The sequence below is a fragment of the Enterobacter sp. EGD-HP1 genome (assembly GCF_000733275.2).
Taxonomy (GTDB): domain Bacteria; phylum Pseudomonadota; class Gammaproteobacteria; order Enterobacterales; family Enterobacteriaceae; genus Enterobacter.
Genome location: NZ_AVOP01000012.1, coordinates 42,138 through 65,932 on the forward strand (window position 1 = coordinate 42,138; position 23,795 = coordinate 65,932).

20 protein-coding genes are annotated in these 23,795 nt (G+C 59.8%); 9 read left to right on the forward strand and 11 right to left on the reverse strand.

Going from position 1 to position 23,795, the window contains the following annotated elements; translation table 11 throughout:
* Positions 1 to 73: 73 nt before the first annotated feature.
* Entirely contained in the window at positions 74 to 850 is a 777-nt protein-coding gene (gene exuR / locus N037_RS09295; RefSeq protein ID WP_023333538.1) for a transcriptional regulator ExuR, read from the reverse strand.
* A gap of 204 nt (positions 851 to 1,054) precedes the next feature.
* A complete protein-coding gene (locus N037_RS09300; protein ID WP_023333537.1) occupies positions 1,055 to 2,353 on the reverse strand; it encodes an MFS transporter in 1,299 nt (432 codons plus the stop codon).
* Positions 2,354 to 2,828: 475 nt separating this feature from the next.
* Here N037_RS09300 and uxaC point away from each other — a divergent pair, with 475 nt between their 5' ends.
* Together uxaC and N037_RS09310 are read left to right on the forward strand one after the other, a co-directional pair.
* Positions 2,829 to 4,241 (forward strand): glucuronate isomerase, encoded by a 1,413-nt coding sequence (gene uxaC / locus N037_RS09305; protein WP_032640469.1) that lies wholly within the window; start codon positions 2,829 to 2,831, stop codon positions 4,239 to 4,241.
* Positions 4,242 to 4,258: 17 nt separating this feature from the next.
* On the forward strand, positions 4,259 to 5,746 hold the full coding sequence (locus N037_RS09310) for a UxaA family hydrolase (protein ID WP_032640471.1): 1,488 nt from the start codon (positions 4,259 to 4,261) through the stop codon (positions 5,744 to 5,746).
* A gap of 85 nt (positions 5,747 to 5,831) precedes the next feature.
* On the opposite strand, the gene sstT is transcribed toward N037_RS09310, so the two are convergent.
* The 4 genes from sstT to N037_RS09330 all read right to left on the reverse strand — a co-directional run bounded on the left by sstT (position 5,832) and on the right by N037_RS09330 (position 10,073).
* Positions 5,832 to 7,073: a serine/threonine transporter SstT gene (gene sstT, locus N037_RS09315; RefSeq protein ID WP_032640474.1), complete on the reverse strand. Its 1,242-nt coding sequence runs from the start codon at positions 7,071 to 7,073 to the stop codon at positions 5,832 to 5,834.
* 210 nt (positions 7,074 to 7,283) lie between these two features.
* The gene (locus N037_RS09320; protein WP_032640476.1) at positions 7,284 to 8,249 is read right to left on the reverse strand and encodes a TerC family protein; all 966 of its coding nucleotides are present in this window, start codon (positions 8,247 to 8,249) and stop codon (positions 7,284 to 7,286) included.
* Positions 8,250 to 8,500: 251 nt separating this feature from the next.
* Positions 8,501 to 9,499 carry a Gfo/Idh/MocA family protein gene (locus N037_RS09325; protein ID WP_023333532.1) on the reverse strand — a complete coding sequence of 333 codons (999 nt, stop codon included), beginning with the start codon at positions 9,497 to 9,499 and terminating at the stop codon, positions 8,501 to 8,503.
* Positions 9,500 to 9,569: 70 nt separating this feature from the next.
* Complete coding sequence (locus N037_RS09330; protein ID WP_023333531.1) at positions 9,570 to 10,073, reverse strand: YgjP-like metallopeptidase domain-containing protein; 504 nt, start codon at positions 10,071 to 10,073, stop codon at positions 9,570 to 9,572.
* A gap of 83 nt (positions 10,074 to 10,156) precedes the next feature.
* Between N037_RS09330 and rlmG the strand changes: the two genes are divergently transcribed.
* Entirely contained in the window at positions 10,157 to 11,293 is a 1,137-nt protein-coding gene (gene rlmG, locus N037_RS09335; protein ID WP_032640477.1) for a 23S rRNA (guanine(1835)-N(2))-methyltransferase RlmG, read from the forward strand.
* A gap of 138 nt (positions 11,294 to 11,431) precedes the next feature.
* On the opposite strand, the gene N037_RS09340 is transcribed toward rlmG, so the two are convergent.
* From N037_RS09340 to lsrR, 3 genes are all read right to left on the reverse strand, one after another.
* Positions 11,432 to 13,453 carry an NADPH-dependent 2,4-dienoyl-CoA reductase gene (locus N037_RS09340; protein WP_032640480.1) on the reverse strand — a complete coding sequence of 674 codons (2,022 nt, stop codon included), beginning with the start codon at positions 13,451 to 13,453 and terminating at the stop codon, positions 11,432 to 11,434.
* 185 nt (positions 13,454 to 13,638) lie between these two features.
* Positions 13,639 to 15,219, reverse strand: a complete 1,581-nt coding sequence (gene lsrK / locus N037_RS09345) for an autoinducer-2 kinase (RefSeq protein WP_032640482.1) — start codon at positions 15,217 to 15,219, stop codon at positions 13,639 to 13,641.
* A gap of 33 nt (positions 15,220 to 15,252) precedes the next feature.
* Complete coding sequence (lsrR, locus tag N037_RS09350; RefSeq protein WP_023295481.1) at positions 15,253 to 16,224, reverse strand: transcriptional regulator LsrR; 972 nt, start codon at positions 16,222 to 16,224, stop codon at positions 15,253 to 15,255.
* A gap of 215 nt (positions 16,225 to 16,439) precedes the next feature.
* Here lsrR and lsrA point away from each other — a divergent pair, with 215 nt between their 5' ends.
* From lsrA to lsrG, 6 genes are read left to right on the forward strand one after another with little or no spacing between them, the layout of a single operon-like run.
* Complete coding sequence (gene lsrA, locus N037_RS09355) at positions 16,440 to 17,927, forward strand: autoinducer 2 ABC transporter ATP-binding protein LsrA (RefSeq protein WP_032640484.1); 1,488 nt, start codon at positions 16,440 to 16,442, stop codon at positions 17,925 to 17,927.
* On the forward strand, positions 17,924 to 18,955 hold the full coding sequence (gene lsrC / locus N037_RS09360) for an autoinducer 2 ABC transporter permease LsrC (protein ID WP_032640486.1): 1,032 nt from the start codon (positions 17,924 to 17,926) through the stop codon (positions 18,953 to 18,955). Before lsrA ends, lsrC begins: the two co-directional genes overlap by 4 nt.
* On the forward strand, positions 18,956 to 19,933 hold the full coding sequence (gene lsrD, locus N037_RS09365) for an autoinducer 2 ABC transporter permease LsrD (protein WP_023333524.1): 978 nt from the start codon (positions 18,956 to 18,958) through the stop codon (positions 19,931 to 19,933). It begins immediately after the preceding gene.
* Between the two features lies 1 nt (position 19,934).
* Positions 19,935 to 20,936, forward strand: a complete 1,002-nt coding sequence (lsrB, locus tag N037_RS09370; protein WP_023333523.1) for an autoinducer 2 ABC transporter substrate-binding protein LsrB — start codon at positions 19,935 to 19,937, stop codon at positions 20,934 to 20,936.
* Between the two features lie 11 nt (positions 20,937 to 20,947).
* On the forward strand, positions 20,948 to 21,835 hold the full coding sequence (lsrF, locus tag N037_RS09375; RefSeq protein WP_023333522.1) for a 3-hydroxy-5-phosphonooxypentane-2,4-dione thiolase: 888 nt from the start codon (positions 20,948 to 20,950) through the stop codon (positions 21,833 to 21,835).
* Positions 21,832 to 22,125, forward strand: a complete 294-nt coding sequence (lsrG, locus tag N037_RS09380) for a (4S)-4-hydroxy-5-phosphonooxypentane-2,3-dione isomerase (protein ID WP_023333521.1) — start codon at positions 21,832 to 21,834, stop codon at positions 22,123 to 22,125. Before lsrF ends, lsrG begins: the two co-directional genes overlap by 4 nt.
* 91 nt (positions 22,126 to 22,216) lie before the next feature.
* Here the strand turns inward: lsrG and N037_RS09385 are convergent, their stop codons facing one another.
* Entirely contained in the window at positions 22,217 to 23,065 is an 849-nt protein-coding gene (locus N037_RS09385; RefSeq protein ID WP_032640488.1) for a dihydrodipicolinate synthase family protein, read from the reverse strand.
* Between the two features lie 12 nt (positions 23,066 to 23,077).
* The gene (locus tag N037_RS09390; protein ID WP_032640489.1) at positions 23,078 to 23,764 is read right to left on the reverse strand and encodes a B3/B4 domain-containing protein; all 687 of its coding nucleotides are present in this window, start codon (positions 23,762 to 23,764) and stop codon (positions 23,078 to 23,080) included.
* Positions 23,765 to 23,795: the final 31 nt, after the last annotated feature.

The following is a 23,795-nucleotide window of genomic DNA, read 5'->3' on the forward strand; positions in this document are numbered from 1 at the left end:
TGACACTATATATGTTTTGCTTACCCACGTAAGCCGGAAGGCGCAACGTAGCGCCTGCCAGCAGAAATGTCATCTATTTTACGGCACTGGATGCCGTATCGAGATGAACAACGGGATTATCGGCAAAAAGATAGCGGTCAGCGTTAAATTCGAAGTCATCGCTGGTTTCGTTGAACAGCATCTGCTTCGTGTTTTCCAGGTGCTGCCACATCGCCAGCTTAGCGGCATGCGGATCTTTACGAATCAGCGCCTTAAGGATTTGGTCGTGATCGTCACACCAGTTGTCGACTGTGCGGGAATCAATATGGTCGTGCAGTTTTTTCCAGTACGGGTTGTGAACGCGCTGAGTCCACATTTTTTCAACGATTGCCGCCAGGGCCGTATTTTGGGTTGCCAGGGCGACCTGAACGTGGAACTGCAGGTCCCACTCTGAATCGCGGAAACATTTTTCCTTACGGGCATTCTCCTGGATCTCCATCAGCTTCATGATGTCCTGCTTGGTCACCTGCGTCGCCGCAAACTCAGCAATATTGCTTTCGATCAACTGGCGGGCCTGGAGCAGCTCAAACGGACCATAGCTGGCGAATTCCAGACTTTCGTCGGCGACGGGAGAGTGTTTCGGCAGATTAGAAATCACGTGAATGCCGGAGCCTTTGCGTACCTCAACGTAGCCTTCCACTTCCAGCATGATGATCGCTTCACGCACCACGGTGCGGCTGACGCTTTTTTCATCCGCGATAAAGCGCTCGGCGGGAAGTTTATCACCGACAAGATAGACCCCTTGCTCGATGCGATCTTTCAGCTCCGCAGCAAGTTGTTGATATAAACGACGTGGTTCGGTGATTTCCATATGCGCTCCAGGCAGGGTACGGCAGATGATTTGTTATACCACTTTTGCGTGCCACTCTCCAGATTTTGCCATTAAAAAAGCCGCCCGGAGGCGGCTTTTGAGAAGATGTTGCCGGGTGGCGCTGCGCTTACCCGGCCTACGATTTTATTGGGTTTTGTAGGCCGGGTCAGGCGAAGCCGCCACCCGGCTCCCGGCACAACAATGCTAACTCTGCGTGGCCGGTTTCCCGAGGGACTCTTTCGCCAGCTCCTCTGCCGATTTGCTTTTCAGCACCGTCCAGATAACCACCGCACCCATCAGGTCGAAGATCGCCAGCACCGCGAACAGCGGGCTGAAGCCGATGGTATCCGCCAGCGCGCCGACCACCAGTGCAAACATCGTACTCGCGGTCCAGGCGGCCATGCCGGTCAGGCCGTTGGCGGTTGCCACTTCGTTACGACCAAAGACGTCAGACGAGAGCGTAATCAGCGCGCCGGACAGGGACTGGTGCGCAAAGCCACCGATGCACAGCAGGGCAATGGCGACGTACGGGCTGGTGAACAGGCCGATCATACCTGGGCCGATCATCAGCAGTGCGCCCATGGTGACGACCATCTTACGGGAAACAATCAGGTTCACCCCAAACCAGCGCTGGAACAGCGGTGGCAGGTAGCCGCCCACGATACAGCCCAGGTCAGCGAACAGCATTGGCATCCAGGCGAACATCGCGATCTCTTTCAGGTTAAAGCCGTAGACTTTAAACATAAACAGGGGGATCCACGCGTTAAAGGTACCCCAGGCCGGTTCAGCCAGGAAACGCGGCAGGGCGATACCCCAGAACTGACGGGTGCCGAGAATCTGCCAGACGGTCATTTTTTTGCCGTTGTTGGTCTGATGCTGCGCTTCCTGTCCGCCAATGATGTATTCGCGTTCTTCTTCGGAGAGCTTTTTCTGATCGCGCGGGTGTTTGTAGAAAATCAGCCACGCCATCGCCCAGGCAAAGCTCAGCACGCCCGAGATGATGAACGCCATCTGCCAGCTGTGCATCACGATAGCCCACACCACCAGCGGCGGTGCAATCATTGCCCCGATGGACGAGCCCACGTTGAAGTAGCCAACCGCAATGGAGCGCTCTTTTGCCGGGAACCACTCGGAGCTGGCCTTCAGGCCCGCGGGAATCATCGCGGCTTCAGCCGCACCGACCGCACCACGCGCCAGCGCCAGTCCACCCCAGCTGCCTGCCAGCGCAGTTGCGCCGCAGAACACCGCCCAGGCGATGGCGAAGAAGGCATAACCGATTTTGGTACCGAGAATATCCAGCACATAGCCAGCAACAGGCTGCATGATGGTATACGCCGCGGAATAGGCGGCAATGATGTAGGAGTATTGCTGCGTGGAGATATGCAGCTCTTCCATCAACGTTGGCGCTGCTGCTGCCACGGTGTTACGCGTCAGGTAGCCCAGCACGGTGCCTAACGTCACCAGTGCGATCATATACCAACGTAACCCTTTAATTTTACGCATCTAAAACCTCATCGTTATGTTATTTCCGCGCCAGAGCACGGCAACCTCTCAACCGTTTCCGGGAGCAGTTGTGTAACGGGAGGGGCGTAGCCGGGAGCATGTCCCGGAACGGCCCGAACCTTGCCATAAGTAAGCGTGCATAAGTCGGTATCCGTACCGTTAAACCCGATGTCTCTCTCACCGGTAATGCATTCCGTCGGCTTATAGTTTGCGACGGCGAAAAGATAACTTGTCATACAACTTCAAAAGGTGAGTGACATCACAAATGTATGATTCTTTGTGTGGACATTAATCGTCGCGCGTAAAGCCAGTACTGGCGCGGGTTGCAGGAGGGTTTACGCCATCGAGGGTAATTTATTTGTTGGCGTTTATTGATCTCACTCACGAAAAAAGCTTCGGTTGGTGGAAATTGGTGTGATAACTTTGCAGCATATGAGCATACGCTTTCTGCGCTCCCTTAATGAGGAAGACGATAATGACGCCGTTTATGACCGAAGATTTTCTGTTAGATACCGAATTTGCTCGCCGCCTGTATCACGACTACGCAAAAGACCAGCCGATTTTCGACTACCACTGCCATTTACCGCCGCAGCAGGTTGCCGAAAATTATCGCTTCAAAAACCTGTATGACATCTGGCTGAAGGGTGACCACTACAAATGGCGTGCCATGCGCACCAATGGCGTCGCCGAGCGCCTGTGTACCGGCGATGCGACCGACCGCGAGAAGTTTGACGCCTGGGCGGCGACCGTTCCGCACACCATCGGCAACCCGCTCTACCACTGGACGCACCTTGAGCTCCGCCGTCCGTTTGGCATCACCGGCAAACTGCTCTCCCCAACGACCGCCGATGAAATCTGGGAACGCTGTAATGCGCTGCTGGCGCAGGATAACTTCTCCGCGCGCGGCATCATGAAGCAGATGAACGTGAAGATGGTCGGCACCACCGACGATCCTGTCGATTCGCTCGAGCATCACGCCGTCGTTGCGAAAGACACCTCTTTCGACATTAAAGTGCTGCCAAGCTGGCGCCCGGATAAAGCCTTCAACATTGAGCAGGCCACCTTCACCGACTACATGGCGAAGCTGGCGGAAGTGTCGGATACCGATATCCGTCGTTTCGCTGACCTGCAAACCGCGCTGACCAAACGCCTGGATCACTTCGCGGCGCACGGCTGTAAAGTGTCTGACCACGCGCTGGACGTGGTGCTGTTTGCGGAGTCAAACGAAGCCGAGCTGGACAGCATTCTGGCGCGTCGTCTCTCCGGCGAAGGCTTGAGTGAGCACGACGTGGCGCAGTTTAAAACGGCGGTGCTGGTGTTCCTCGGCGCGGAATACGCGCGTCGCGGCTGGGTACAGCAATACCATATCGGCGCGCTGCGCAATAACAACCAGCGTCAGTTCAAGCTGATCGGTGCGGATGTGGGCTTCGACTCCATCAACGACCGTCCGCTGGCGGAAGAGCTGTCTAAGCTGCTGAGCAAACAGAACGAACAAAACCTGCTGCCCAAAACCATCCTGTACTGCCTGAACCCGCGCGATAACGAAGTGCTGGGCACCATGGTCGGCAACTTCCAGGGCGAAGGGATGCCGGGCAAGATGCAGTTCGGTTCCGGCTGGTGGTTCAACGATCAGAAAGACGGCATGGAGCGTCAAATGACGCAGCTGGCGCAGCTGGGTCTGCTGAGCCGCTTTATCGGCATGCTGACGGACAGCCGCAGCTTCCTGTCCTATACCCGTCATGAATATTTCCGCCGCATTCTGTGCCAGATGATTGGCCGCTGGGTACACGCAGGCGAAGCGCCAGCGGATATCCAGCTGCTGGGCGAAATGGTGAAAAACATCTGCTTTAACAATGCGCGTGACTACTTCGCCATTGAACTGAACTAAGGCCGTTTGAGGTTGATATGCAATACATCAAAATCCATTCGCTGGATAACGTGGCCGTCGCGCTGGCTGATTTGACCGAAGGAACGAACGTCACGTTCGACGGCCAGTCGGTCACGTTGCGCCAGGCTATTGGGCGTGGACACAAATTTGCCCTGATCCCCATTGCGAAAGGGGAGAACGTGGTGAAGTACGGTTTGCCCATCGGCCATGCGCTGGCGGATATTGCGCCGGGTGAATACATTCACTCACACAATACCCGCACCAATCTGAGCGATCTGGACGAGTACAGCTATCAACCTGATTTACCTGCGGAAGCGATGCAGGCGGCGGATCGTGAGGTGCAAATCTACCGTCGCGCCAGCGGCGAGGTGGGGATCCGCAACGAGCTGTGGATCCTCCCGACCGTCGGCTGCGTGAACGGGATTGCGCGCCAGATTCAGACGCGCTTCCTGAAAGAGACTAATGATGCCGAAGGTACGGACGGCGTGCATTTGTTCAGCCACACCTACGGCTGCTCCCAGCTGGGTGACGACCACATTAACACCCGCACCATGCTGCAAAACATGGTGCGTCACCCAAACGCGGGGGCGGTGCTGGTGATCGGCCTGGGCTGCGAGAATAATCAGGTGGACGCCTTCCGCGAGACGCTGGGTGAGTTTGACCCTGAGCGCGTGCATTTTATGGTGTGTCAGCATCAGGACGACGAAGTGGAAGCGGGCATTGAACAGCTTCATCAGTTGTACGACGTGATGCGCCACGACCGGCGCGAGCCGGGCAAGCTGAGCGAGCTGAAGTTTGGGCTGGAGTGCGGCGGGTCGGATGGCCTGTCCGGCATTACCGCCAACCCAATGCTGGGCCGCTTCTCGGACTACGTGATCGCCAACGGCGGCACGACCGTGCTGACCGAAGTGCCGGAAATGTTCGGCGCGGAACGTATTCTGATGAGCCACTGCCGCGACGAAGAGACGTTTGAGAAGACCGTCACCATGGTGAACGACTTCAAACAGTACTTCATCGCCCACAACCAGCCGATTTATGAGAACCCGTCGCCGGGCAACAAAGCGGGCGGGATCACCACGCTGGAAGAGAAATCCCTCGGCTGCACCCAGAAAGCGGGCGCGAGCCAGGTGGTGGACGTGCTGCGCTACGGCGAGCGCCTGAAAACCCACGGTCTGAACCTGCTGAGCGCACCGGGCAACGATGCGGTCGCCACCAGCGCGCTGGCGGGTGCCGGCTGTCATATGGTGCTGTTCAGCACCGGTCGCGGCACGCCGTACGGCGGGTTTGTGCCGACGGTAAAAATCGCCACCAACAGCGAGCTGGCGGCAAAGAAAAAGCACTGGATCGATTTTGATGCGGGTCAGCTGATACACGGCAAAGCGATGCCTGAATTGCTGATGGAGTTTGTGGACTCTATCGTGGAGTTTGCTAACGGTAAGCAGACCTGCAACGAGAAGAACGACTTCCGCGAGCTGGCGATTTTTAAGAGTGGTGTGACGCTGTAAGTTTTTTGTAGGGTGGCGCTGCGCTTACCCGACCTACTAAACCCTGTAGGCCCGGTAAGGCGTAGCCGCCACCGGGCTTTTCTTTTTAACCTCGCAGGGCGTTCTTCGCTAAACGCGCGTCTTCCGCCTGACAGGCCGCTGCGGTAAACAGCACGTCGGTAGAGGAGTTCAGTGCGGTCTCGCAGGAGTCCTGCAGCACGCCGATGATAAAGCCGACGGCCACCACCTGCATCGCGATCTCGTTCGGGATACCAAACATATTACACGCCAGCGGGATCAGCAGCAGAGAACCGCCCGCCACGCCGGATGCGCCACAGGCACACAGCGACGCCACCACGCTCAACAGCAATGCGGTTGGCAGATCCACCGGAATACCCAGCGTATGTACCGCCGCCAGGGTCAGCACGGTGATGGTGATCGCCGCGCCCGCCATGTTCACGGTTGCACCCAGCGGGATCGACACGGAGTAGGTATCGCGGTCCAGGTTCAGCTTCTCTGCCAGCGCCATGTTCACCGGAATGTTCGCCGCCGAGCTGCGGGTGAAGAAGGCATAAACGCCGCTTTCACGCAGGCAGGTCAGCACCAGCGGATACGGGTTGCGGCGGATTTGCCAGAACACCAGCAGCGGGTTGATCACCAGCGCCACCAGCAGCATACAGCCGACCAGCACAACCAGCAACTGCGCGTAGCCCCACAGCGCGTCGAAACCGGTGGTTGCCAGCGTAGAAGAAACCAGACCAAAGATCCCGATTGGTGCAAAGCGAATCACCAGCTTCACCATAAAGGTCACAGCGTTGGACACATCGTTGACCAGGTTTTTCGTGGTGTCGTTACCGTGACGCAGCGCGAAGCCCAGACCAATCGCCCATACCAGGATGCCGATGTAGTTCGCGTTCATCAGCGCGGTGATGGGGTTAGAGACCATGCTCATCAGCAGGCCGCGCAGCACTTCGACAATGCCGGACGGCGGGGTGATATCACCGGCCGCGCTGGTTAGGTGCAGCGTGGACGGGAACAGGAAGCTAAACACCACAGCCGTTAAGGCAGCGGAGAAGGTTCCCAGCAGATACAGGAACAGAATAGGGCGAATGTTGGTTTTTTGTCCGTGCTGGTGGTTGGCAATCGACGCCATGACCAGCATCAGAACCAGTACCGGTGCGACGGCCTTCAGCGCGCCAACGAAAAGGGTGCCGAGAAGCCCTGTCGCTTCCGCTGCAGGTTTTGACACCATCGCCAGCAGAATACCCAGAACCAGCCCGACCAGAATTTGTTTTACGAGGCTGCCCTGCGCCAGGCGCGCGAACAGACCGCTTGATTGTGTGCTCATACGTTATTCCTGAGTGAAATTGCGTTCCATCCTGGATGTGCTCTTAGTCACATTTATGTCCGGATGTAAGTATTTGTTTGCCTGGTTGAGTATCAGGGAAAGCAGCGAAAGGCGGAAGCGTAAAATGCTGGATTTTACGTGGTGCATCATGTTTTTTAACTATTGCTTAACGAAAATGCCCGGTAGCACAGCGCCGCCGGGCAAAACGCATTAAGCCTGCTGCTTCTTATCGTGCTGGCGGTTAACCCAGGTATTGATAATCAGCGTCACGATCAGAATGCCAAACACCACGCCGAGCGAAATGGCGATCGGGATATGGTAGAAATCAACGATCAGCATCTTGATACCGATAAACACCAGAATGACCGACAGACCGTACTTCAGCATCGAGAAGCGCTCCGCCGCGCCCGCCAGCAGGAAGTACATCGCACGCAGGCCGAGGATGGCGAACAGGTTAGACGTCAGAACGATGAACGGGTCGGTGGTCACCGCGAAGATCGCCGGAATGCTGTCCACCGCGAAAATCACGTCGCTCAGCTCAACCAGAATCAGCACCAGCAGCAGCGGAGTGGCAAACAGCAGGCCGTTCTTGCGCACGAAGAAGTGCTCGCTCTCAATCTTGTCGGTCATGCGCAGATGGCCGCGGATCCACTTCACCAGAGGGCGATCGCCAATCGCGGAGCCGTCCTCTTTCGCCAGCGCCATTTTGACCCCGGTGAACAGCAGGAACGCGCCGAATACATACAGCAGCCATTCGAACTGGGTGATTAGCCAGCTGCCGGCGAAGATCATAATGGTACGCAGAACAATGGCACCCAGCACGCCGTAGACCAGCACGCGGCGCTGCAGGGCAGCAGGCACGGCAAAGTAGCTGAACAGCATCAGCCAGACGAAGACGTTATCGACCGCCAGGGCCTTTTCAATCAGATAACCGGTGAGGAAGGCGAGCGCCTGAGGATCGGCCACCGCGCGGCCTTCGGTCGAGGCCAGATACCACCAGAAGGCAGCACAGAACAGCAGGGAAAGGGTAACCCACACCAGAGACCAGGCCGCGGCCTGCTTCATGGACATGCCGTGCGCGCCGCGACGGCCCTGCAAAAAGAGGTCGATCGCCAGCATGATGAGCACGACAACCGCGAATCCGCCCCACAAGATTGGAGTGCCGACAGAATGCATACTATTTTCCTTACACATAAAAAACAAAAACGGCCATGGTCAGAAGACGATAGCCGTTAGCTTTTTATGCATAGACCTCGCCTTCCGGCAAGGTCTCACTTACAACCACGAGGGTTGCCCGGCGACCGGATGCGGTATTGCACGCATCGTAATGACGATCCACCGACGAAGAAGTTACTCCCCTTTGCAGGTAACAAAATATGTCAGACCATCAGTTTCGTCAATGGTCTGCGCCGTTTCATTACACAGCTTTACGCGATCGCTTCCGCACTGACGTCGTCTGCCGGGAACACCACGCCGGTCTGGCGGCGGATCTCCGTTTGCAGCTTCGCCGTGGTGCGGCTCACCGCGAGGCCAGGGTGATTCACTTCGTTGTCTTCCACCAGGCGGGCGAAGACCTCTGCCTCATAGAGCATAGTGTTAATATGCTGAGGCTGCGTCAGCTCCTGCGCTTTGCCGCCGCGCGGCACAAAGCTCACCTTCTGGCATTCCGAGATCTTCTCGATAACCAGCGAGCCCGCTTCGCCCTGAATTTCGCTCGGCAGCACGGAATCGCTCACCTTGGAGTGCTGCAGCGTAACGCTGAAATCACCGTAGTCCAGCACCACCAGGCCGTGCGCATCCACGCCGCTCTCCAGCAGGCTGGCGGTGGCCGTTACGCCGTGCGGTTCGCCCCATAGCGCCACGGCGGAGGCCAGGCAGTAGAAGCCGATATCCATAATCGAGCCGTTCGAGAAGGCCGGGTTAAAGGTGTTCGGGTTCTCGCCGTCCAGGTAGCGCTGGTAGCGCGACGAGTACTGGCAGTAGTTGATAAAGGCTTTACGCACTTTGCCAATTTTCGGCAGGGACTGCTGTAGCAGCAGGAAATTCGGCAGGCTGGCGGTTTTGAACGCCTCGAACAGCACCACCTGATTTTCGCGGGCAAGCGCAATGGCCGCTTCCACTTCCTGGATGTTTGACGCCAGCGGCTTCTCGCAAATCACATGCTTTTTGTGGCTGAGGAACAGCTTCGTTTGCGGGAAGTGCAGGGAGTTCGGGCTGGCAATATACACCGCGTCTATGGCGTCGCTTTGCGCCATCTCATCAAGAGAAGTGAAGAGGTGCTCAACGAGGTAGTCGTTAGCAAAACTCTGCGCCTGCTCAAGGCTGCGGGAATAGACTGAGGTAAGTTTAAGTTTGCCGGTTTCGTGGGCGGCGTCGACGAACTGGCGTGTGATCCAGTTCGTACCAATGACTGCGAAACGTATCATAAACGTTTACGTACTCCGTAGCGGGGAACCTTTAGCCACTGTAGCACGTCATCATGACAATTCGCGTGCGCTATTCCGCATTACCATTTAACGATAAATGCGTAAGCCACAGGCGGGTATCAAACTCCAGCTGGTGGTACTGCGGCTCCATGTGGCAGCACAGGGAGTAGAACGCTTTGTCGTGCTCTTTCTCTTTCAGGTGCGCCAGCTCATGCACCACGATCATCCGCAGAAAGGCTTCCGGCGCGTTACGGAACACCGTCGCGACGCGGATTTCGGCCTTCGCTTTTAGCTTGCCGCCCTGCACGCGGGAGATGGCGGTGTGCAGGCCGAGCGCGTTTTTCAGCACGTGGATCTTGTTGTCGTACATCACCTTGTTGATCGGCGGCGCGCTCTTCAGATACCGGCTTTTCAGATCCTGCGTATACTGCCAGAGGGCCTTATCGGTCGCGAAATCGTGCGTGCCGGGATAGCGTTTTTCCAGCACTGCGCCGAGCTTCTGCTCGGCAATCAGGCTGCGAACCTGAGTCAGTAAATGCTCCGGATAACCCTGGAGATAAGTAAGTTGGTTCATCAAAAGCCCAAATTTATGCGAAAACGGGTATACTCACGCACCCTTTTCAGGGATACGCCAAATTTTACCATTCAGGAGGGCCGATGAGCCACTTAGACAACGGTTTCCGTTCACTCAACCTTAAACGTTTCCCGGAAACGGACGACGTTAACCCGCTCATGGCGTGGGAAGCGGCGGATGAATATCTGCTGCAGCAGTTGGATGAGACTGAAATCCGCGGCCCGGTTTTGATCCTGAATGACGCGTTTGGCGCGCTGGGCTGCGCCCTGGCGGAGCACACGCCTTACAGCATCGGCGATTCCTACCTGAGCGAGCTGGCGACGCGTGAAAACCTGCGCCATAACGACATCGAAGAGTCCAGCGTGAAGTTCCTCGACAGCACTGCGGACTATCCGCAGGCGCCGGGCGTGGTGCTGATCAAAGTGCCAAAAACCATGGCGCTGCTGGAGCAACAGCTTCGCGCGCTGCGTAAGGTCGTGACGCCGGATACGCGCATTATCGCGGGCGCCAAAGCGCGCGATATTCACACCTCGACGCTGGAGCTGTTCGAGAAAGTCCTCGGCCCGACCACCACGACGCTGGCCTGGAAAAAAGCGCGCCTGATCAACTGCACCTTCAGCGCGCCGGAGCTGGCCGACGCGCCAGAAACGCTGAGCTGGAAGCTGGAAGGGACCGACTGGACCATCCACAACCATGCGAACGTCTTCTCCCGCACCGGGCTGGATATCGGGGCGCGTTTCTTCATGGAACATCTGCCGGAAAATCTGGAAGGTGAGATTGTCGATCTGGGCTGCGGTAACGGGGTGATTGGCCTGACGCTGCTGGCGAAGAACCCGGACGCCAGCGTGGTGTTCAGCGACGAATCGCCAATGGCGGTGGCCTCCAGCCGTCTGAACGTGGAAACCAACATGCCGGAAGCGCTGGACCGCTGCGAGTTTATGATCAACAACGCGCTGTCCGGCGTAGAGCCGTTCCGCTTCAACGCGGTGTTCTGCAACCCGCCGTTCCACCAGAAGCACGCCCTGACGGATAACGTCGCGTGGGAGATGTTCCACCACGCGCGCCGCTGCCTGAAAATCAACGGCGAGCTGTACATCGTGGCGAACCGCCACCTGGACTACTTCCACAAGCTGAAGAAGATTTTCGGCAACTGCGTCACCATTGCGACCAACAACAAGTTTGTGGTGCTGAAGGCGGTGAAGCTGGGGCGTCGTCGTTAAGATTGTTTTGCCTGGCGGCGCTTCGCTTGCAAAGGCCTACCTAGTGTGCGGTCTGATGCCCGGTGGCGCTGCGCTTACCGGGCCTACAACGGCCTCGAACCCGTAGGCCCGGTAAGCGCAGCGCCACCGGGCAATGTTCTAGATCTCCAGAGCTAACTTCGTTCCCTGCGCAATTGCCCGCCGCGCGTCCAGCTCCATCGCCACATCGCACCCGCCGATCAAATGCACCGTTTTTCCCGCCTCACGCAGCGGATCCGCCAGATCGCGCTTCGGCTCCTGCCCGGCACATAAAATGACGTGATCCACGCGCAGCAACTGCGGTTCGCCGCCGATCGTGACGTGCAGCCCGTCGTCGTCGATCTTCTGGTAGCTGACCGCCGGGATCATCTTCACCCCGCGCGAGAGCAGGGTGGCGCGGTGGATCCAGCCCGTGGTTTTTCCCAGACCTTCACCCGGCTTGCTGGCTTTACGCTGGAGCATCACAATCTGCCGCGGGCTTTTCGGCAGCTGCGGACCTTCCGGGCGTAAACCACCGGACTGACTGAGACTGGTATCAATGCCCCATTCCACGCAGAACTCAGCGATGTTCTGGCTGGTGGCTTCGCCCGGCTGGCTTAAGTACATCGCGGTATCAAAACCGATCCCGCCGCAGCCGATAATCGCCACCTTCTCGCCGACCGGCGCTTTGTCGCGCAAAACGTCCAGATAGCTCAACACCTTTGGATGATCGATGCCTTCGATCGCCGGCAGGCGCGGTACGATCCCGCTCGCGAGGATCACCTCGTCGAAATCGATCAGATCCGCCGCGCTGACAAACTGGTTAAGCCGCAGATCGACGCCTGTAAGATCGATCATCCGGCGGTAATAGCGCAGCGTTTCATAGAACTCCTCTTTGCCGGGGATCTGCTTGGCGATATTAAACTGCCCGCCAATCTCCGCCAGCGCATCAAACAGCGTTACGCTGTGCCCGCGCGAGGCGGCATTCACCGCAAACGCCAGCCCCGCCGGGCCAGCGCCCACCACGGCCAGGCGTTTTTTATTGACCGCCGGAACGACCGGCATTTTGGTTTCATGGCAGGCGCGCGGATTCACGAGACAGGAGGTGACCTTGCCGACGAAGATCTGATCCAGACAGGCCTGGTTACAGCCGATGCAGGTGTTGATCTCATCCGCACGGCCGCTTTGCGCTTTGGAGAGCAGTTCGGCATCCGCGAGGAACGGACGCGCCATCGACACCATATCGGCATCGCCGCGTGAAATCACATCGTCCGCCACCTGCGGGTCGTTAATGCGGTTAGTGGTCACCAGCGGAACAGACACTTTGCCCTTCAGCCTGCGCGTTACCCAACTGAACGCCGCGCGCGGCACCGGCGTGGCGATGGTCGGGATGCGCGCCTCGTGCCAGCCAATTCCGGTGTTGATAATCGTGGCGCCTGCGGCTTCAATCGCCTGCGCCAGCTGCACGGTTTCGTCGAACGTGCCGCCGCCCTCCACCAAGTCGAGCATCGACAGGCGGAAGACGATAATAAAGTCCGCGCCCGCACGTTCGCGCACCGCGCGCACCACCTCCACGGCAAAGCGCATCCGGCGGGCATAGTCGCCGCCCCATTCGTCGTCGCGCTGGTTGGTGCGGGCGGCGAGGAATTCGTTGATCAGGTAGCCTTCCGAGCCCATTACCTCAACGCCGTCGTAGCCCGCCTCGCGCGCCAGCGCCGCGCAGCGGGCGAAGTCGTCAATCAGCGCCAGGATCTCGTCGTGGGTGAGGGCGTGAGGTTTAAAGCGGTTAATCGGCGCCTGTAGAGCCGACGGCGCGACCAGGTTCGGCTGATAGCTGTAGCGTCCGGTGTGCAGGATCTGCAGGGCGATTTTGCCGCCCTCGCGGTGGACCGCATCGGTCACAATGCGGTGGTGCGGCAGCTGTGACGCATCGTTCAGGACCGCGCCGCCCTCCATGCCTACGCCGGAAGGCGCTGGGGCCACGCCGCCGGTGACAATCAGCGCCACCCCATGGCGGGCGCGCTCGGCATAGAAAGCTGCCAGACGCTCGGCCCCGTCCTGATGCTCCTCCAGCCCGGTGTGCATCGAGCCCATCAACACGCGGTTTTTGAGTGTGGTGAACCCCAGATCGAGAGGGGCGAATAACGACGGGTAGCGGCTCATAGTCTCTTCCAGTGTAAAATTATTGTTATGTGGTCGGATGAGTTACTAATTTAGCCAGCGGCAGCGGAAAGGTAAAAGCGGGATCGAATGATTGTGATAGATCTCAAAGAACTTCCCCGGTGGCGCTGCGCTTACCGGGGCTACAAAACCGTAGGCCGGATAAGCGCAGCGCCATCCGGCGTTATTTACGGCGCAGCTGCCCGTACTAACCCCGGGGCCTGCCACATCGACGTCGTCAGCCCGCTGTCCACCAGCCCAAGCTGGTCGGCGTACACCGCCTGCCATTTCTGCATCATGCCGTCGTACAGCTCGCGGTGCTGCGGGTTCGGCGTGAACTCGCGGCTCCATTTCACCAGCCGCTCGCCCGTCGAGGCCATATCCGCGAACAGCCCCGCGCCAGCACCTGCCGCGATGGCGCAGCCGAGCGCTGTCGCCTCTTTCACCTCCGGCACGCGCACCGGCAGCCCGGTGACGTCGCTTAATATCTGGCTCCAGAGGGCGCCTTTGGCCCCGCCGCCCGCAAACACCAGGCTCTCAAACGTCACGCCGGAGAAACGCGAAATCTGCGCCAGGTTGCAGGCCGAGACGATCGCGGCGTTCTCCTCCAGGGCGCGGAACAGCGTCGCTTTGTTGCACTTTTCCGGGTCGATGGAGAGGTTAATAAACGACGGCGCGGCGTGGTACCACTGCTTGAAATGCATCGCGTCGGAGAAGATCGGCATCACCCCGTGGGAGCCCGCCGGGACGCGGCTCGCCATCTCTTCCAGCAGGGAATAGGTGTCCATCCCCATCCGCTCGGCAATCAGCTTTTCCTCGGCGCAGAAGGCGTCGCGGAACCAGCGCATGGTCAGCCCGGTAAAGAAGCTGATCGACTCCGCCTGCGCCATGCCGGGGATGACGTGCGGGTTCACGCGGATGTTCATCTCGGGGTCGGTGCGTACCTGCGGCAGGTTCACCACCTGCTGCCAGAAGGTACCGCCGAGCACCGCCGTTTGCCCGGCGCGCACCACGCCCAGCCCCAGGCAGCCCAGCTGCACGTCGCCGCCGCCCATCACCACCGGCGTGCCTTCGCGCAGGCCGCTCTGCTGCGCGGCCTGTCTGGTAATCGCCCCCAGCACGGTGCCGGTCTCTTTCACCGGGGAGAGGATATCGGCGCGCAGCCCGGCCATGTCGAGCAGCGCCGGACGCCAGTCGCGGGAGAAGAGATCCAGCATGCCGGTGGTGCCCGCGTTAGACGGATCAACCGCCAGCTCGCCCGAGAGCTTCGCCGCCAGCCAGTCGCTGATCATGGTGATGGTGGCGGCTTTACGATAAATATCCGGACGATGGTGTGCCAGCCACAGGAGGCGCGGCATGGCGCTCAGCGCTAGCGTCTGGCCGGAAACGTCATACACTTCGGATTCAAAACGGTCGTCGTGGATCTCTTTGAGTTCGGCCACCTCGCGGCTGGCGCGGGCGTCGACGTTGGCGCAGGCCCAGATGGCCTCGCCGTTGCGGTCGTACAGCACGATCCCTTCGCGCATGGAACAGCAGGCGACGGACTGAATATCCGCCGCGCTCAGGCGCGCGCGCTCCAGCGCCTGATGAATGCACCGGCAGGCCAGCTGCCAGTTGGTCTCAAGGTCGAACTCCATCGACCCCGGCACGTTCTCCACGCTCAGGTGCTTCCACTCGGCCTGGCCGACGGCAATCTGGTTGCCCTGTAAATCGAAAATCACGGCGCGAACGCTGCCTGTCCCTGCATCTAACGCTAAAAGGTAACTCATGAGCTTGCCTCATTGTTAGCGCAGGGCAGACTCTTATCCGGCCAGAGCCAGCACCGCGCGGGCTGTCGTCTCCTCCGTCACCAGGCCATTGATACGGCGACCTTTCAGTGCGGCATAAATCGCATCGGCTTTCTCTTCCCCTCCGGCCACGCCAACGATGGTGGGCAGCTGCGCCAGTTCATCGAGCGTGACGCCCAGCAGTTCTTTGTGGATCTCCAGCTCTTCAACGCACTCGCCCTCGGCATTGAGGAAGTAGCCGAGAATGTCGCCGACCGCCCCTTTGCGGGCGTACATCAGCTGTTCACCTTCGCTGATATAGCCGGAGCGCAGTATCGTGGCGTCACGGCGCTGGTTCACCGAACCAATGCCGACTACCGCCACGTCTGCAGCGGTGGCGGCGAGGATCACGTCCCGCACGCTGGTTTCACGTTTTAAGATCCCGGCCACCTCGGCGGATGACACGCGAAGCGGGGCGGGGATCATGCTGACGCTGCAGGCCGCGTCCAGCTGGCCGATACCGGTCATGTACGGTCCGACGCCGCCGGAGAGCGTCACCAGGCGGATCTGCTGCGAGCTGATAAAGCCGCTCAGGTGCTGCAGGCTGCTCATGGTGGTTTCACCAAACCCCACCGCCAGCAGCTGGCCGGGCTCCAGTACGCCCATCAGCGACTGCGCCGCGCCAATGCCGAGCCGCACGTTCATCGGCGGCGTATTTAACGCGGGCATCACGCGCACCAGCTTCAGGCCAAAGCGCTGCTGGAGCTCGGTCTCCAGCGCCAGGCAGCCCTCGTAGCGGGAGTTGATCTGCACGCGGATCACCCCGGACTGACGGCCCTTCTCCAGCAGGCGAGAAATCTTCAGGCGCGGCAGCCCGAGCCGCTCGCCGATGTCGTTCTGGGTTAATCCGTCGTGGTAGTAGCACCAGGCCACGCGCGCTACGAGTTCCTCTTCCGCCAGTGCCAGCCCGGCAAACCGTCCTTCTTCCGCAGTGCGTTTATCGCTCATAGTTGAACTCTTATAAAAATTTAGATCATATGTTCGTGATGGCGCGAAGGGAAAGTGTGAGCCACGCGACAAAACGGATCTTTTCGATCGTTTCTGGTTTATCTGAATCTCAATCGATAAAACTGTGATCCCTGCACGGTTGTAAATATAGTTCACCGTCTACGCTTTTGAACATTATTAAATCTAAAAATCATTTGTTCAATAGCGGAGCGATGATGACACCACTTCTCGACGCGCGAAATATCAGCAAGCAGTTCTCAGGCGTGCCGGTTCTGAAAGGCATTGATTTCACGCTGCTTGCGGGCCAGGTGCACGCGCTGATGGGCGGAAACGGCGCGGGAAAATCGACGCTGATGAAGATCATCGCCGGGGTGGAAACGCCGGACAGCGGTGAACTTTCCGTCGAGGGGCAGTCATATGCGCGGCTCACGCCCGTGCAGGCGCACAGGCTAGGCATTTACCTGGTGCCGCAGGAGCCGCTGCTGTTCCCCAACCTGACGGTGCGGGAAAACATCCTGTTCCGCCTGCCGCGCGAGCGCGATCGGGAAAAGCGCCTGGCGGAGAAGCTCCAGCAGCTCCAGTGCCAGCTTAACCTCGACGCCACCGCCAGCACCCTGGAGGTGGCGGACCAGCAGATGGTGGAGATCCTGCGTGGATTAATGCGCAACGCCAGGATCCTGATCCTCGACGAACCCACGGCCTCCCTCACGCCGGGTGAAACCGAACGGCTGTTCCGCCAGATCCGCTCCCTGCAGGCGCTCGGCGTCGGGATTGTCTTTATCTCGCACAAGCTGCCGGAAATTCGCCAGCTGTCGAGCCATGTCTCGGTGATGCGCGACGGCGCGGTGGTGCTGAGCGGCGAAACCGCGCAGTTTGACGACAGCGCCCTGATTGCCGCCATGACGCCGGTGAGCCGGGAGAAATCCCTCAGCGATACGCAAAAGCTGTGGCTGGCGCTGCCGGGCAACCGCCGCACCCAGGCCCAGGATTTCCCGGTGCTGCGGGTGGACGAACTCACCGGGGAAGGGTTTATCGATCTCAGCCTTGAGATCTACGCCGGGGAGATTGTCGGACTGGCCGGGCTGGTGGGATCCGGGCGCACCGAGTTTGCGGAAACGCTCTACGGCCTGCGGCCGGTACGCGGGGGCCGCGTCTGGCTGGAGAATCAGGAGATCACCGGCGAGCCGGTAAGTTCACGCCTGGAAAAAGGGCTGGTCTACCTGCCGGAAGACAGGCAGGTGTCCGGCCTGTTCCTCGACGCGCCGATCCGCTGGAACACCGTGGCGCTGAACGAGCCGTCGATTTGGCAGCAGAGCAAGCGGGAGTCGGCGGTGGTAGAGCGCTATCACCGGGCGCTGGGGATCAAGCTCAACCATGCGGATCAAACCGTGCGCACGCTCTCCGGCGGCAACCAGCAGAAGGTGCTGCTGGCGCGCTGCCTGGAGGCCAACCCTTTACTGCTGATCGTCGATGAACCGACGCGCGGGGTGGACGTCTCGGCGCGCGCCGATATCTACCAGCTGATAAAAAGCGTGGCGGCGCAGAACGTGGCGGTGCTGATGATCTCAAGCGATCTCGACGAGTTTCCCGGCCTTGCGGACCGGGTGCTGGTGATGCATCAGGGCGTGCTCAGCGGCGAGCTGCCGCGTCACGCCGTCAGCCTCGACAAGATGATGGCGCTGGCGTTCGGAGGGCAATCATGAAGACCTTACTCAAAAACCGCGAGCTGAGCGCGTTTCTCGCCATTCTGGCGCTGTTCGCCGTGCTGGTGGCGCTGAATCCGTCCTACCTGAGTTTACAGACGCTGGGGATGATCTTCTCCAGCGCGCAGATCCTGATCCTGCTGGCCATCGGCGCAGCGCTGGTAATGCTGACCCGCAATATTGACGTGTCCGTTGGCTCCATCGTCGGGCTGTCCGCCATCGCCGTCGGTGTGGCGCTTAATAGCGGCTACAGCCTGCCCGTTTCCATTCTCTTCGCGCTGTCTATTGGCGCGCTGGCCGGGGCGTTCAACGGGTTTCTGGTGGTGGGGCTGCGCATTCCGGCGATTGTCGCCACCCTCGGCACGCTGGGGCTGTACCGCGGGGCGATGCTGCTCTGGACGGGCGGGAAGTGGATTGAAGGACTGCCGCCAGCGCTGAAATCTCTCTCTGAGCCTGCCGCCGTCGGCATATCGCCGCTCGGCATGCTGGTATTAATTATCGCCGTCTTTGGCGCGTGGACGCTGTCGCGCACCGCTTTCGGGCGTGATTTCTACGCGGTGGGGGATAACCTCGCCGCCGCGCGCCAGCTGGGCGTGGCGGTGAACCGCACGCGAATGCTCGCCTTTACCCTGAACGGCATGCTGGCGGCCTGCGCCGGGATCGTGTTTGCCGCGCAGATTGGCTTTGTGCCCAACCAGACCGGCAGCGGGCTGGAGATGAAGGCCATCGCCGCCTGCGTGCTCGGCGGCATTTCGCTGCTGGGCGGCACGGGCACGCTGGTTGGCGCGCTGCTCGGCGCCTTCTTCCTGACCCAAATCGACACCGTGCTGGTGCTGTTCAGGCTCCCGGCGTGGTGGAACGACTTTATCGCCGGGCTGGTGCTGCTGGGCGTTTTGGTGCTCGACGGACGTCTGCGCCAGGCGCTGGCGCGCCACCAGCGGGCGCTAAAGTACGGCCGCTTCCAGCCGGGTAACAGAGGGGGAAAGCACGTGACCCCTTTTCCAAAACGCAAAAAAGAGGTGGCGTAAATGAGGCTTAACTGGGAAAGCGCGCTGCTCATTTTACTGGTGCTGGAGATCCTGCTCTTTGGCGCCATCAACCCGCGCATGCTTGATATCAACATGCTGCTGTTCAGCACCAGCGACTTCATCTGCATCGGCATCGTGGCGCTGCCGCTCACGCTGGTCATCATCAGCGGCGGAATCGATATCTCTCTCGGCTCGACCATCGGCCTGTGCGCCATCGCGCTGGGCGTGATGATGCAGGCGGGGTGGCCGATGGCGGTCGCCGTTCCATTGACGCTGCTGCTAGGCCTGCTGTGCGGATTATTTAATGCCGCGCTTATTCACTACACCGGCATCAGCCCGCTGGTGATCACCCTCGGCACGCTCTACCTCTACGGCGGCGGCGCGCTGCTGCTCTCCGGCATGGCGGGGGCGACGGGCTACGAGGGTATCGGTGGCTTCCCGGACAGCTTCACGGCGTTCGCTAACCTCACGGTGTTTGGCCTGCCGATCCCATTGGTCCTGTTCGCGGTAATCACCGTCTTCTTCTGGCTGATTACCCATCGCGGGCGCTTTGGTCGTCACCTGTTTTTAATCGGCCAGAATCCTCGCGCGGCGCGCTATGCGGCGCTGTCGGTGAACGGCATGCCCTATGCGCTGTACGGCCTGGTGGGCGTGGCCTCTGCGGTTGCCGCGCTGGTGATGGTCTCCTATTTCGGCTCCGCGCGTTCGGATTTGGGGCGCGATTTACTGATGCCTGCGCTCACCGCCGCGGTGCTCGGCGGGGCGAATATCTACGGCGGGTCAGGTTCGGTTGTGGGTACGGCGCTGGCGGCGCTGCTGGTGGGCTACCTGCAACAGGGTTTACAGATGGTCGGCATCCCTAACCAGGTGTCGAGCGCGCTGTCAGGGGCGCTGCTGGTTGTGGTGGTGATGGGACGTTCGCTGAGTCTGCACCGCGAGTGGGTGCGTTCTCTCTTTAGAAAACTATCCGGAGCGTAAGATGAAAACAAAACTGTTCGTCCTGGCAATGGCCCTCAGCTTCGCCTCGGCGCAGGCGGCGGACCGCATTGCCTTTATCCCGAAGCTGGTGGGCGTGGGCTTCTTCACCAGCGGCGGCAACGGCGCGAAAGAGGCGGGGAAAGATCTCGGCGTGGACGTGACCTACGACGGCCCGACCGAGCCGAGCGTCTCCGGCCAGGTGCAGCTGATCAATAACTTCGTCAACCAGGGCTATAACGCCATTATCGTCTCCGCCGTGTCCCCGGACGGCCTCTGCCCGGCGCTGAAGCGCGCGATGCAGCGCGGGGTCAAGGTCCTGACCTGGGATTCCGACACCAAGCCGGAGTGCCGCAGCATCTACATCAACCAGGGTACGCCGGAACAGCTGGGCGGCCTGCTGGTTGAGATGGCGGGCAAACAGGTCACCAAACCGAACGCTAAAGTGGCGTTCTTCTATTCAAGCCCCACCGTTACCGATCAGAACCAGTGGGTGAAAGAGGCAAAGGCCAAAATCGAGAAAGATCATCCGCAGTGGCAGGTCGTGACGACCCAGTTTGGCTATAACGACGCCACCAAATCCCTGCAAACTGCCGAAGGGATCTTAAAAGCGTATCCGGATCTGGATGCGATCATCGCCCCGGACGCCAACGCGCTGCCTGCGGCGGCGCAGGCGGCGGAAAACCTGAAGCGGGAAGGGGTGGCGATTGTCGGCTTCAGCACGCCGAACGTCATGCGCCCGTACGTTGAGCGCGGCACGGTAAAAGCCTTCGGCCTGTGGGATGTCGTACAACAGGGCAAAATTGCGGTCAATGTCGCCGATCGCCTGCTGAAAAAAGGCGATCTTAACGTCGGCGACAGCGTGGACGTAAAAAACATCGGGGCGCTGAAAGTCGAGCCGAACAGCGTGCAGGGCTACCAGTATGAGGCGAAGGGCAACGGCATCGTGCTGCTGCCGGAGCGCGTGGTGTTCACCAAAGAGAACATCAGCAAATACGATTTCTGACGGGGGAGCAAATGGCTGATTTAGACGACATCAAAGACGGTAAGGATTTTGGCATCGGCACGCCGCAGCAGAATGTGCCTTACACCCTTAAGGGCTGCGGCTCGCTGGACTGGGGCATGCAGTCCAGGCTTTCGCGCATCTTCAACCCGCAGAGCAACCGCACGGTGATGCTGGCCTTTGACCACGGCTACTTTCAGGGGCCGACCACCGGCCTTGAGCGTATCGATCTCTCTATCGCGCCGCTGTTTGGTGAAACCGACGTGCTGATGTGCACCCGCGGCATCCTCAGGAGCCAGGTGCCAGCCGCCACGAACAAACCGGTGGTGCTGCGCGCCTCCGGCGGTAATTCGATTCTGGGCGAGCTGTCGAACGAGTGCGTGGCGGTGGCGATGGAGGACGCGCTGCGCCTGAACGTCTGCGCGGTGGCGGCGCAGGTGTACATTGGCAGCGAGTTCGAGCACCAGTCGATCAACAACATCATCAAGCTTGTCGATGCGGGCGCGCGCTACGGCATGCCGACGCTGGCGGTGACGGGCGTCGGCAAGGAAATGGCGCGTGACGCGCGCTATTTCTCGCTCGCCAGCCGCATCGCCGCCGAAATGGGGGCGCAGTTCGTCAAAACCTACTACGTGGACGAGGGCTTTGAAAAAGTGACCGCCAGCTGCCCGGTGCCGATCGTCATCGCCGGGGGCAAAAAGCTGCCGGAGCACGAGGCGCTGGAGATGTGCTGGCGCGCGATCGACCAGGGCGCGTCCGGCGTGGACATGGGGCGCAATATCTTCCAGTCCAGCGCGCCGCTCGCCATGCTGAAGGCGGTGAAAAAAGTGGTTCACGAGAACTGGAACGCCCGCGATGCGTTCCAGTTCTGGCAGGAAGAAAAACAGGGAGAAGCAAAATGAACGTGACGCTGGTAGAGATCAACATCAAGCCCGAGCGGGTGGACGAGTTTCTGGAGGTGTTTCGCGCCAACCACGAGGGGGCAATCAAGGAGCCGGGAAACCTGCGCTTTGACGTATTGCAGGACCCGCGCGTGAAAACCCGGTTCTTTATCTACGAGGCCTATAAAGACGAGGAGGCGGTGCTGGCGCATAAGCAAACCCCGCACTACCTGGCGTGCGTGGATAGGCTTGAAGAGCTGATGTCGGAGCCGCGTAAGAAACGCAGTTTTGTGGGATTGTTGCCGGAATAGCGGATTTGCCCGGTGGCGCTGCGCTTACCGGGCCTACGGGTGGCGGGACGGTGCGGTAGGCCGGGTAAGCGTTAGCGCCACCCGGCGTTTTTCAGGCCAGCTCAAGAGCCGCAAGTAACCCGGCGAGCGCTTCACGCGGCTCACCCTGAACCGCCTGTAACGGGAACGGCAATGTAGGTGCAGCTACTTTCCCCATCATCTCTGCTGCCGCCGCGATAACCCGTAAGCTGCCGTATCGACGGAATAATTCCCAAAGCGGCTCCAGCCGCTCGGATTGTACCGCCTCTTTCGAACGGGCAATCGCCAGCGCTGCTTGCGGAAACAGCCCGCCAACCACCGAGTACCATACGTCAAACCCGGCCTGCAGGGCGGAGGCCGCTCGCCAGTCACCGGCGATGCCCAGCGTGACGGTATCAGGAAGACGAGCGCGTACCTGCGACAGGTCCTCCGGCACGCGGCCAAGCTTTATGGACCCTATATTCGGCAAGGCCGCGGCGGCAAATAACAGTTCATCGCTAAACGAAAAACCAGTCGTGGCGGGATTATCGTAAATGCACAGCGGTACGGAGATCTGGCGGGTCACCGTTTCATAGAGATGAAACACTTCGTCTTCCGTTAATCGCTGGTACGACACGGGTGCCAGCAGCACGCCGGAGACGCCTGCCGATTGCGCGTCGTCAGCCAGACGCAGAATATCGTCCAGCCGCAATGCGCCGATGCTGACGATGACCGGAATGTCATCAGCATGCGCCACCGCGCAGCGTGCGATCCGGCCGCGCTCTTCAACGGTCAGATAGGCATAACTTCCCGTTGAGCCCAAAATGCCCAGTGAATCCACGCCAGCGTCGACAACGGGGCGCAGAAGATTGATGAAGGAGTGCTCGTCAAACGTCCCCTCTTTCAGGGGGGTTAACGGAAACGCGCTTAATCCGTGAAACATTGTGTTGTCCTCTTACAGCGTCAGCATCTTAACCCGAGCCGTGGCCCCCGGCATCAGCTGCTGCAGGTTGTTAACCAGCTCTTCTCCTGCCGCTTCCAGTGCCGCAAGCGGCATCGACGGCAGGCTTTCAAGAATAAACCACATGGTTTGCGCCCGACTGTCCAGGCGGGTACGCACTCCCTGTCGCCAGTTCCAGCGGCGGCAGGTGACGCCGAGATCGTCGCGCCAGATAACCTCACCAGCATCCGGGTATTCCACCACCGGCTGGCCCTCTTTGAGTGTATCAAACGGCTCGCTGCCGTCGGCCAGCGTCAGGCGCGGTGCACCGGAATAAGCCGCGAGATTTTCACCGCCAACCGGAATCGCGTAGCGAATACTCACTGCGTTATAGATATCCACGACCGGATCCAGCGATGGCAGCGAACCGTCTTTCAGTACCCGCTTGCGCAGAGCCGCGGTGGAACAGGGCGTGCGTTTCGGTTTCGCGCCGAACGCTTTAAACACCTCATCCCAGTCTGAAAGGTGCGCATCAGCCCACGGCACATCATCATTCAACATTTGCTGGCAGGCCTGCGCCAGCGCGGCGGGCGCAACCTCCGGTTGGGCGATCGGCGCAGCTTCAACCAGAATGCTCAGCGCCCGAAAGCCCGGGGCAATCCGGGCAAGTCGCGAATCTATTGACGGCGTAGCGAGAGACATAAATAATCCTGTATTGACTGTTTTATACCAT

Coding starts and splice junctions, on each gene's coding strand:
- N037_RS09325 (WP_023333532.1), bottom strand. CDS start 9,499: ATGATACGTTTCGCAGTCATTGGTACGAACTGGATCACACGCCAGTTC.
- lsrF (WP_023333522.1), top strand. CDS start 20,948: ATGGCTGATTTAGACGACATCAAAGACGGTAAGGATTTTGGCATCGGC.
- N037_RS09330 (WP_023333531.1), bottom strand. CDS start 10,073: ATGAACCAACTTACTTATCTCCAGGGTTATCCGGAGCATTTACTGACT.
- rlmG (WP_032640477.1), top strand. CDS start 10,157: ATGAGCCACTTAGACAACGGTTTCCGTTCACTCAACCTTAAACGTTTC.
- lsrC (WP_032640486.1), top strand. CDS start 17,924: ATGAAGACCTTACTCAAAAACCGCGAGCTGAGCGCGTTTCTCGCCATT.
- lsrR (WP_023295481.1), bottom strand. CDS start 16,224: ATGAGCGATAAACGCACTGCGGAAGAAGGACGGTTTGCCGGGCTGGCA.
- exuR (WP_023333538.1), bottom strand. CDS start 850: ATGGAAATCACCGAACCACGTCGTTTATATCAACAACTTGCTGCGGAG.
- sstT (WP_032640474.1), bottom strand. CDS start 7,073: ATGAGCACACAATCAAGCGGTCTGTTCGCGCGCCTGGCGCAGGGCAGC.
- N037_RS09340 (WP_032640480.1), bottom strand. CDS start 13,453: ATGAGCCGCTACCCGTCGTTATTCGCCCCTCTCGATCTGGGGTTCACC.
- N037_RS09310 (WP_032640471.1), top strand. CDS start 4,259: ATGCAATACATCAAAATCCATTCGCTGGATAACGTGGCCGTCGCGCTG.
- lsrB (WP_023333523.1), top strand. CDS start 19,935: ATGAAAACAAAACTGTTCGTCCTGGCAATGGCCCTCAGCTTCGCCTCG.
- lsrA (WP_032640484.1), top strand. CDS start 16,440: ATGACACCACTTCTCGACGCGCGAAATATCAGCAAGCAGTTCTCAGGC.
- N037_RS09320 (WP_032640476.1), bottom strand. CDS start 8,249: ATGCATTCTGTCGGCACTCCAATCTTGTGGGGCGGATTCGCGGTTGTC.
- N037_RS09385 (WP_032640488.1), bottom strand. CDS start 23,065: ATGTTTCACGGATTAAGCGCGTTTCCGTTAACCCCCCTGAAAGAGGGG.
- lsrG (WP_023333521.1), top strand. CDS start 21,832: ATGAACGTGACGCTGGTAGAGATCAACATCAAGCCCGAGCGGGTGGAC.
- N037_RS09300 (WP_023333537.1), bottom strand. CDS start 2,353: ATGCGTAAAATTAAAGGGTTACGTTGGTATATGATCGCACTGGTGACG.
- lsrK (WP_032640482.1), bottom strand. CDS start 15,219: ATGAGTTACCTTTTAGCGTTAGATGCAGGGACAGGCAGCGTTCGCGCC.
- lsrD (WP_023333524.1), top strand. CDS start 18,956: ATGAGGCTTAACTGGGAAAGCGCGCTGCTCATTTTACTGGTGCTGGAG.
- N037_RS09390 (WP_032640489.1), bottom strand. CDS start 23,764: ATGTCTCTCGCTACGCCGTCAATAGATTCGCGACTTGCCCGGATTGCC.
- uxaC (WP_032640469.1), top strand. CDS start 2,829: ATGACGCCGTTTATGACCGAAGATTTTCTGTTAGATACCGAATTTGCT.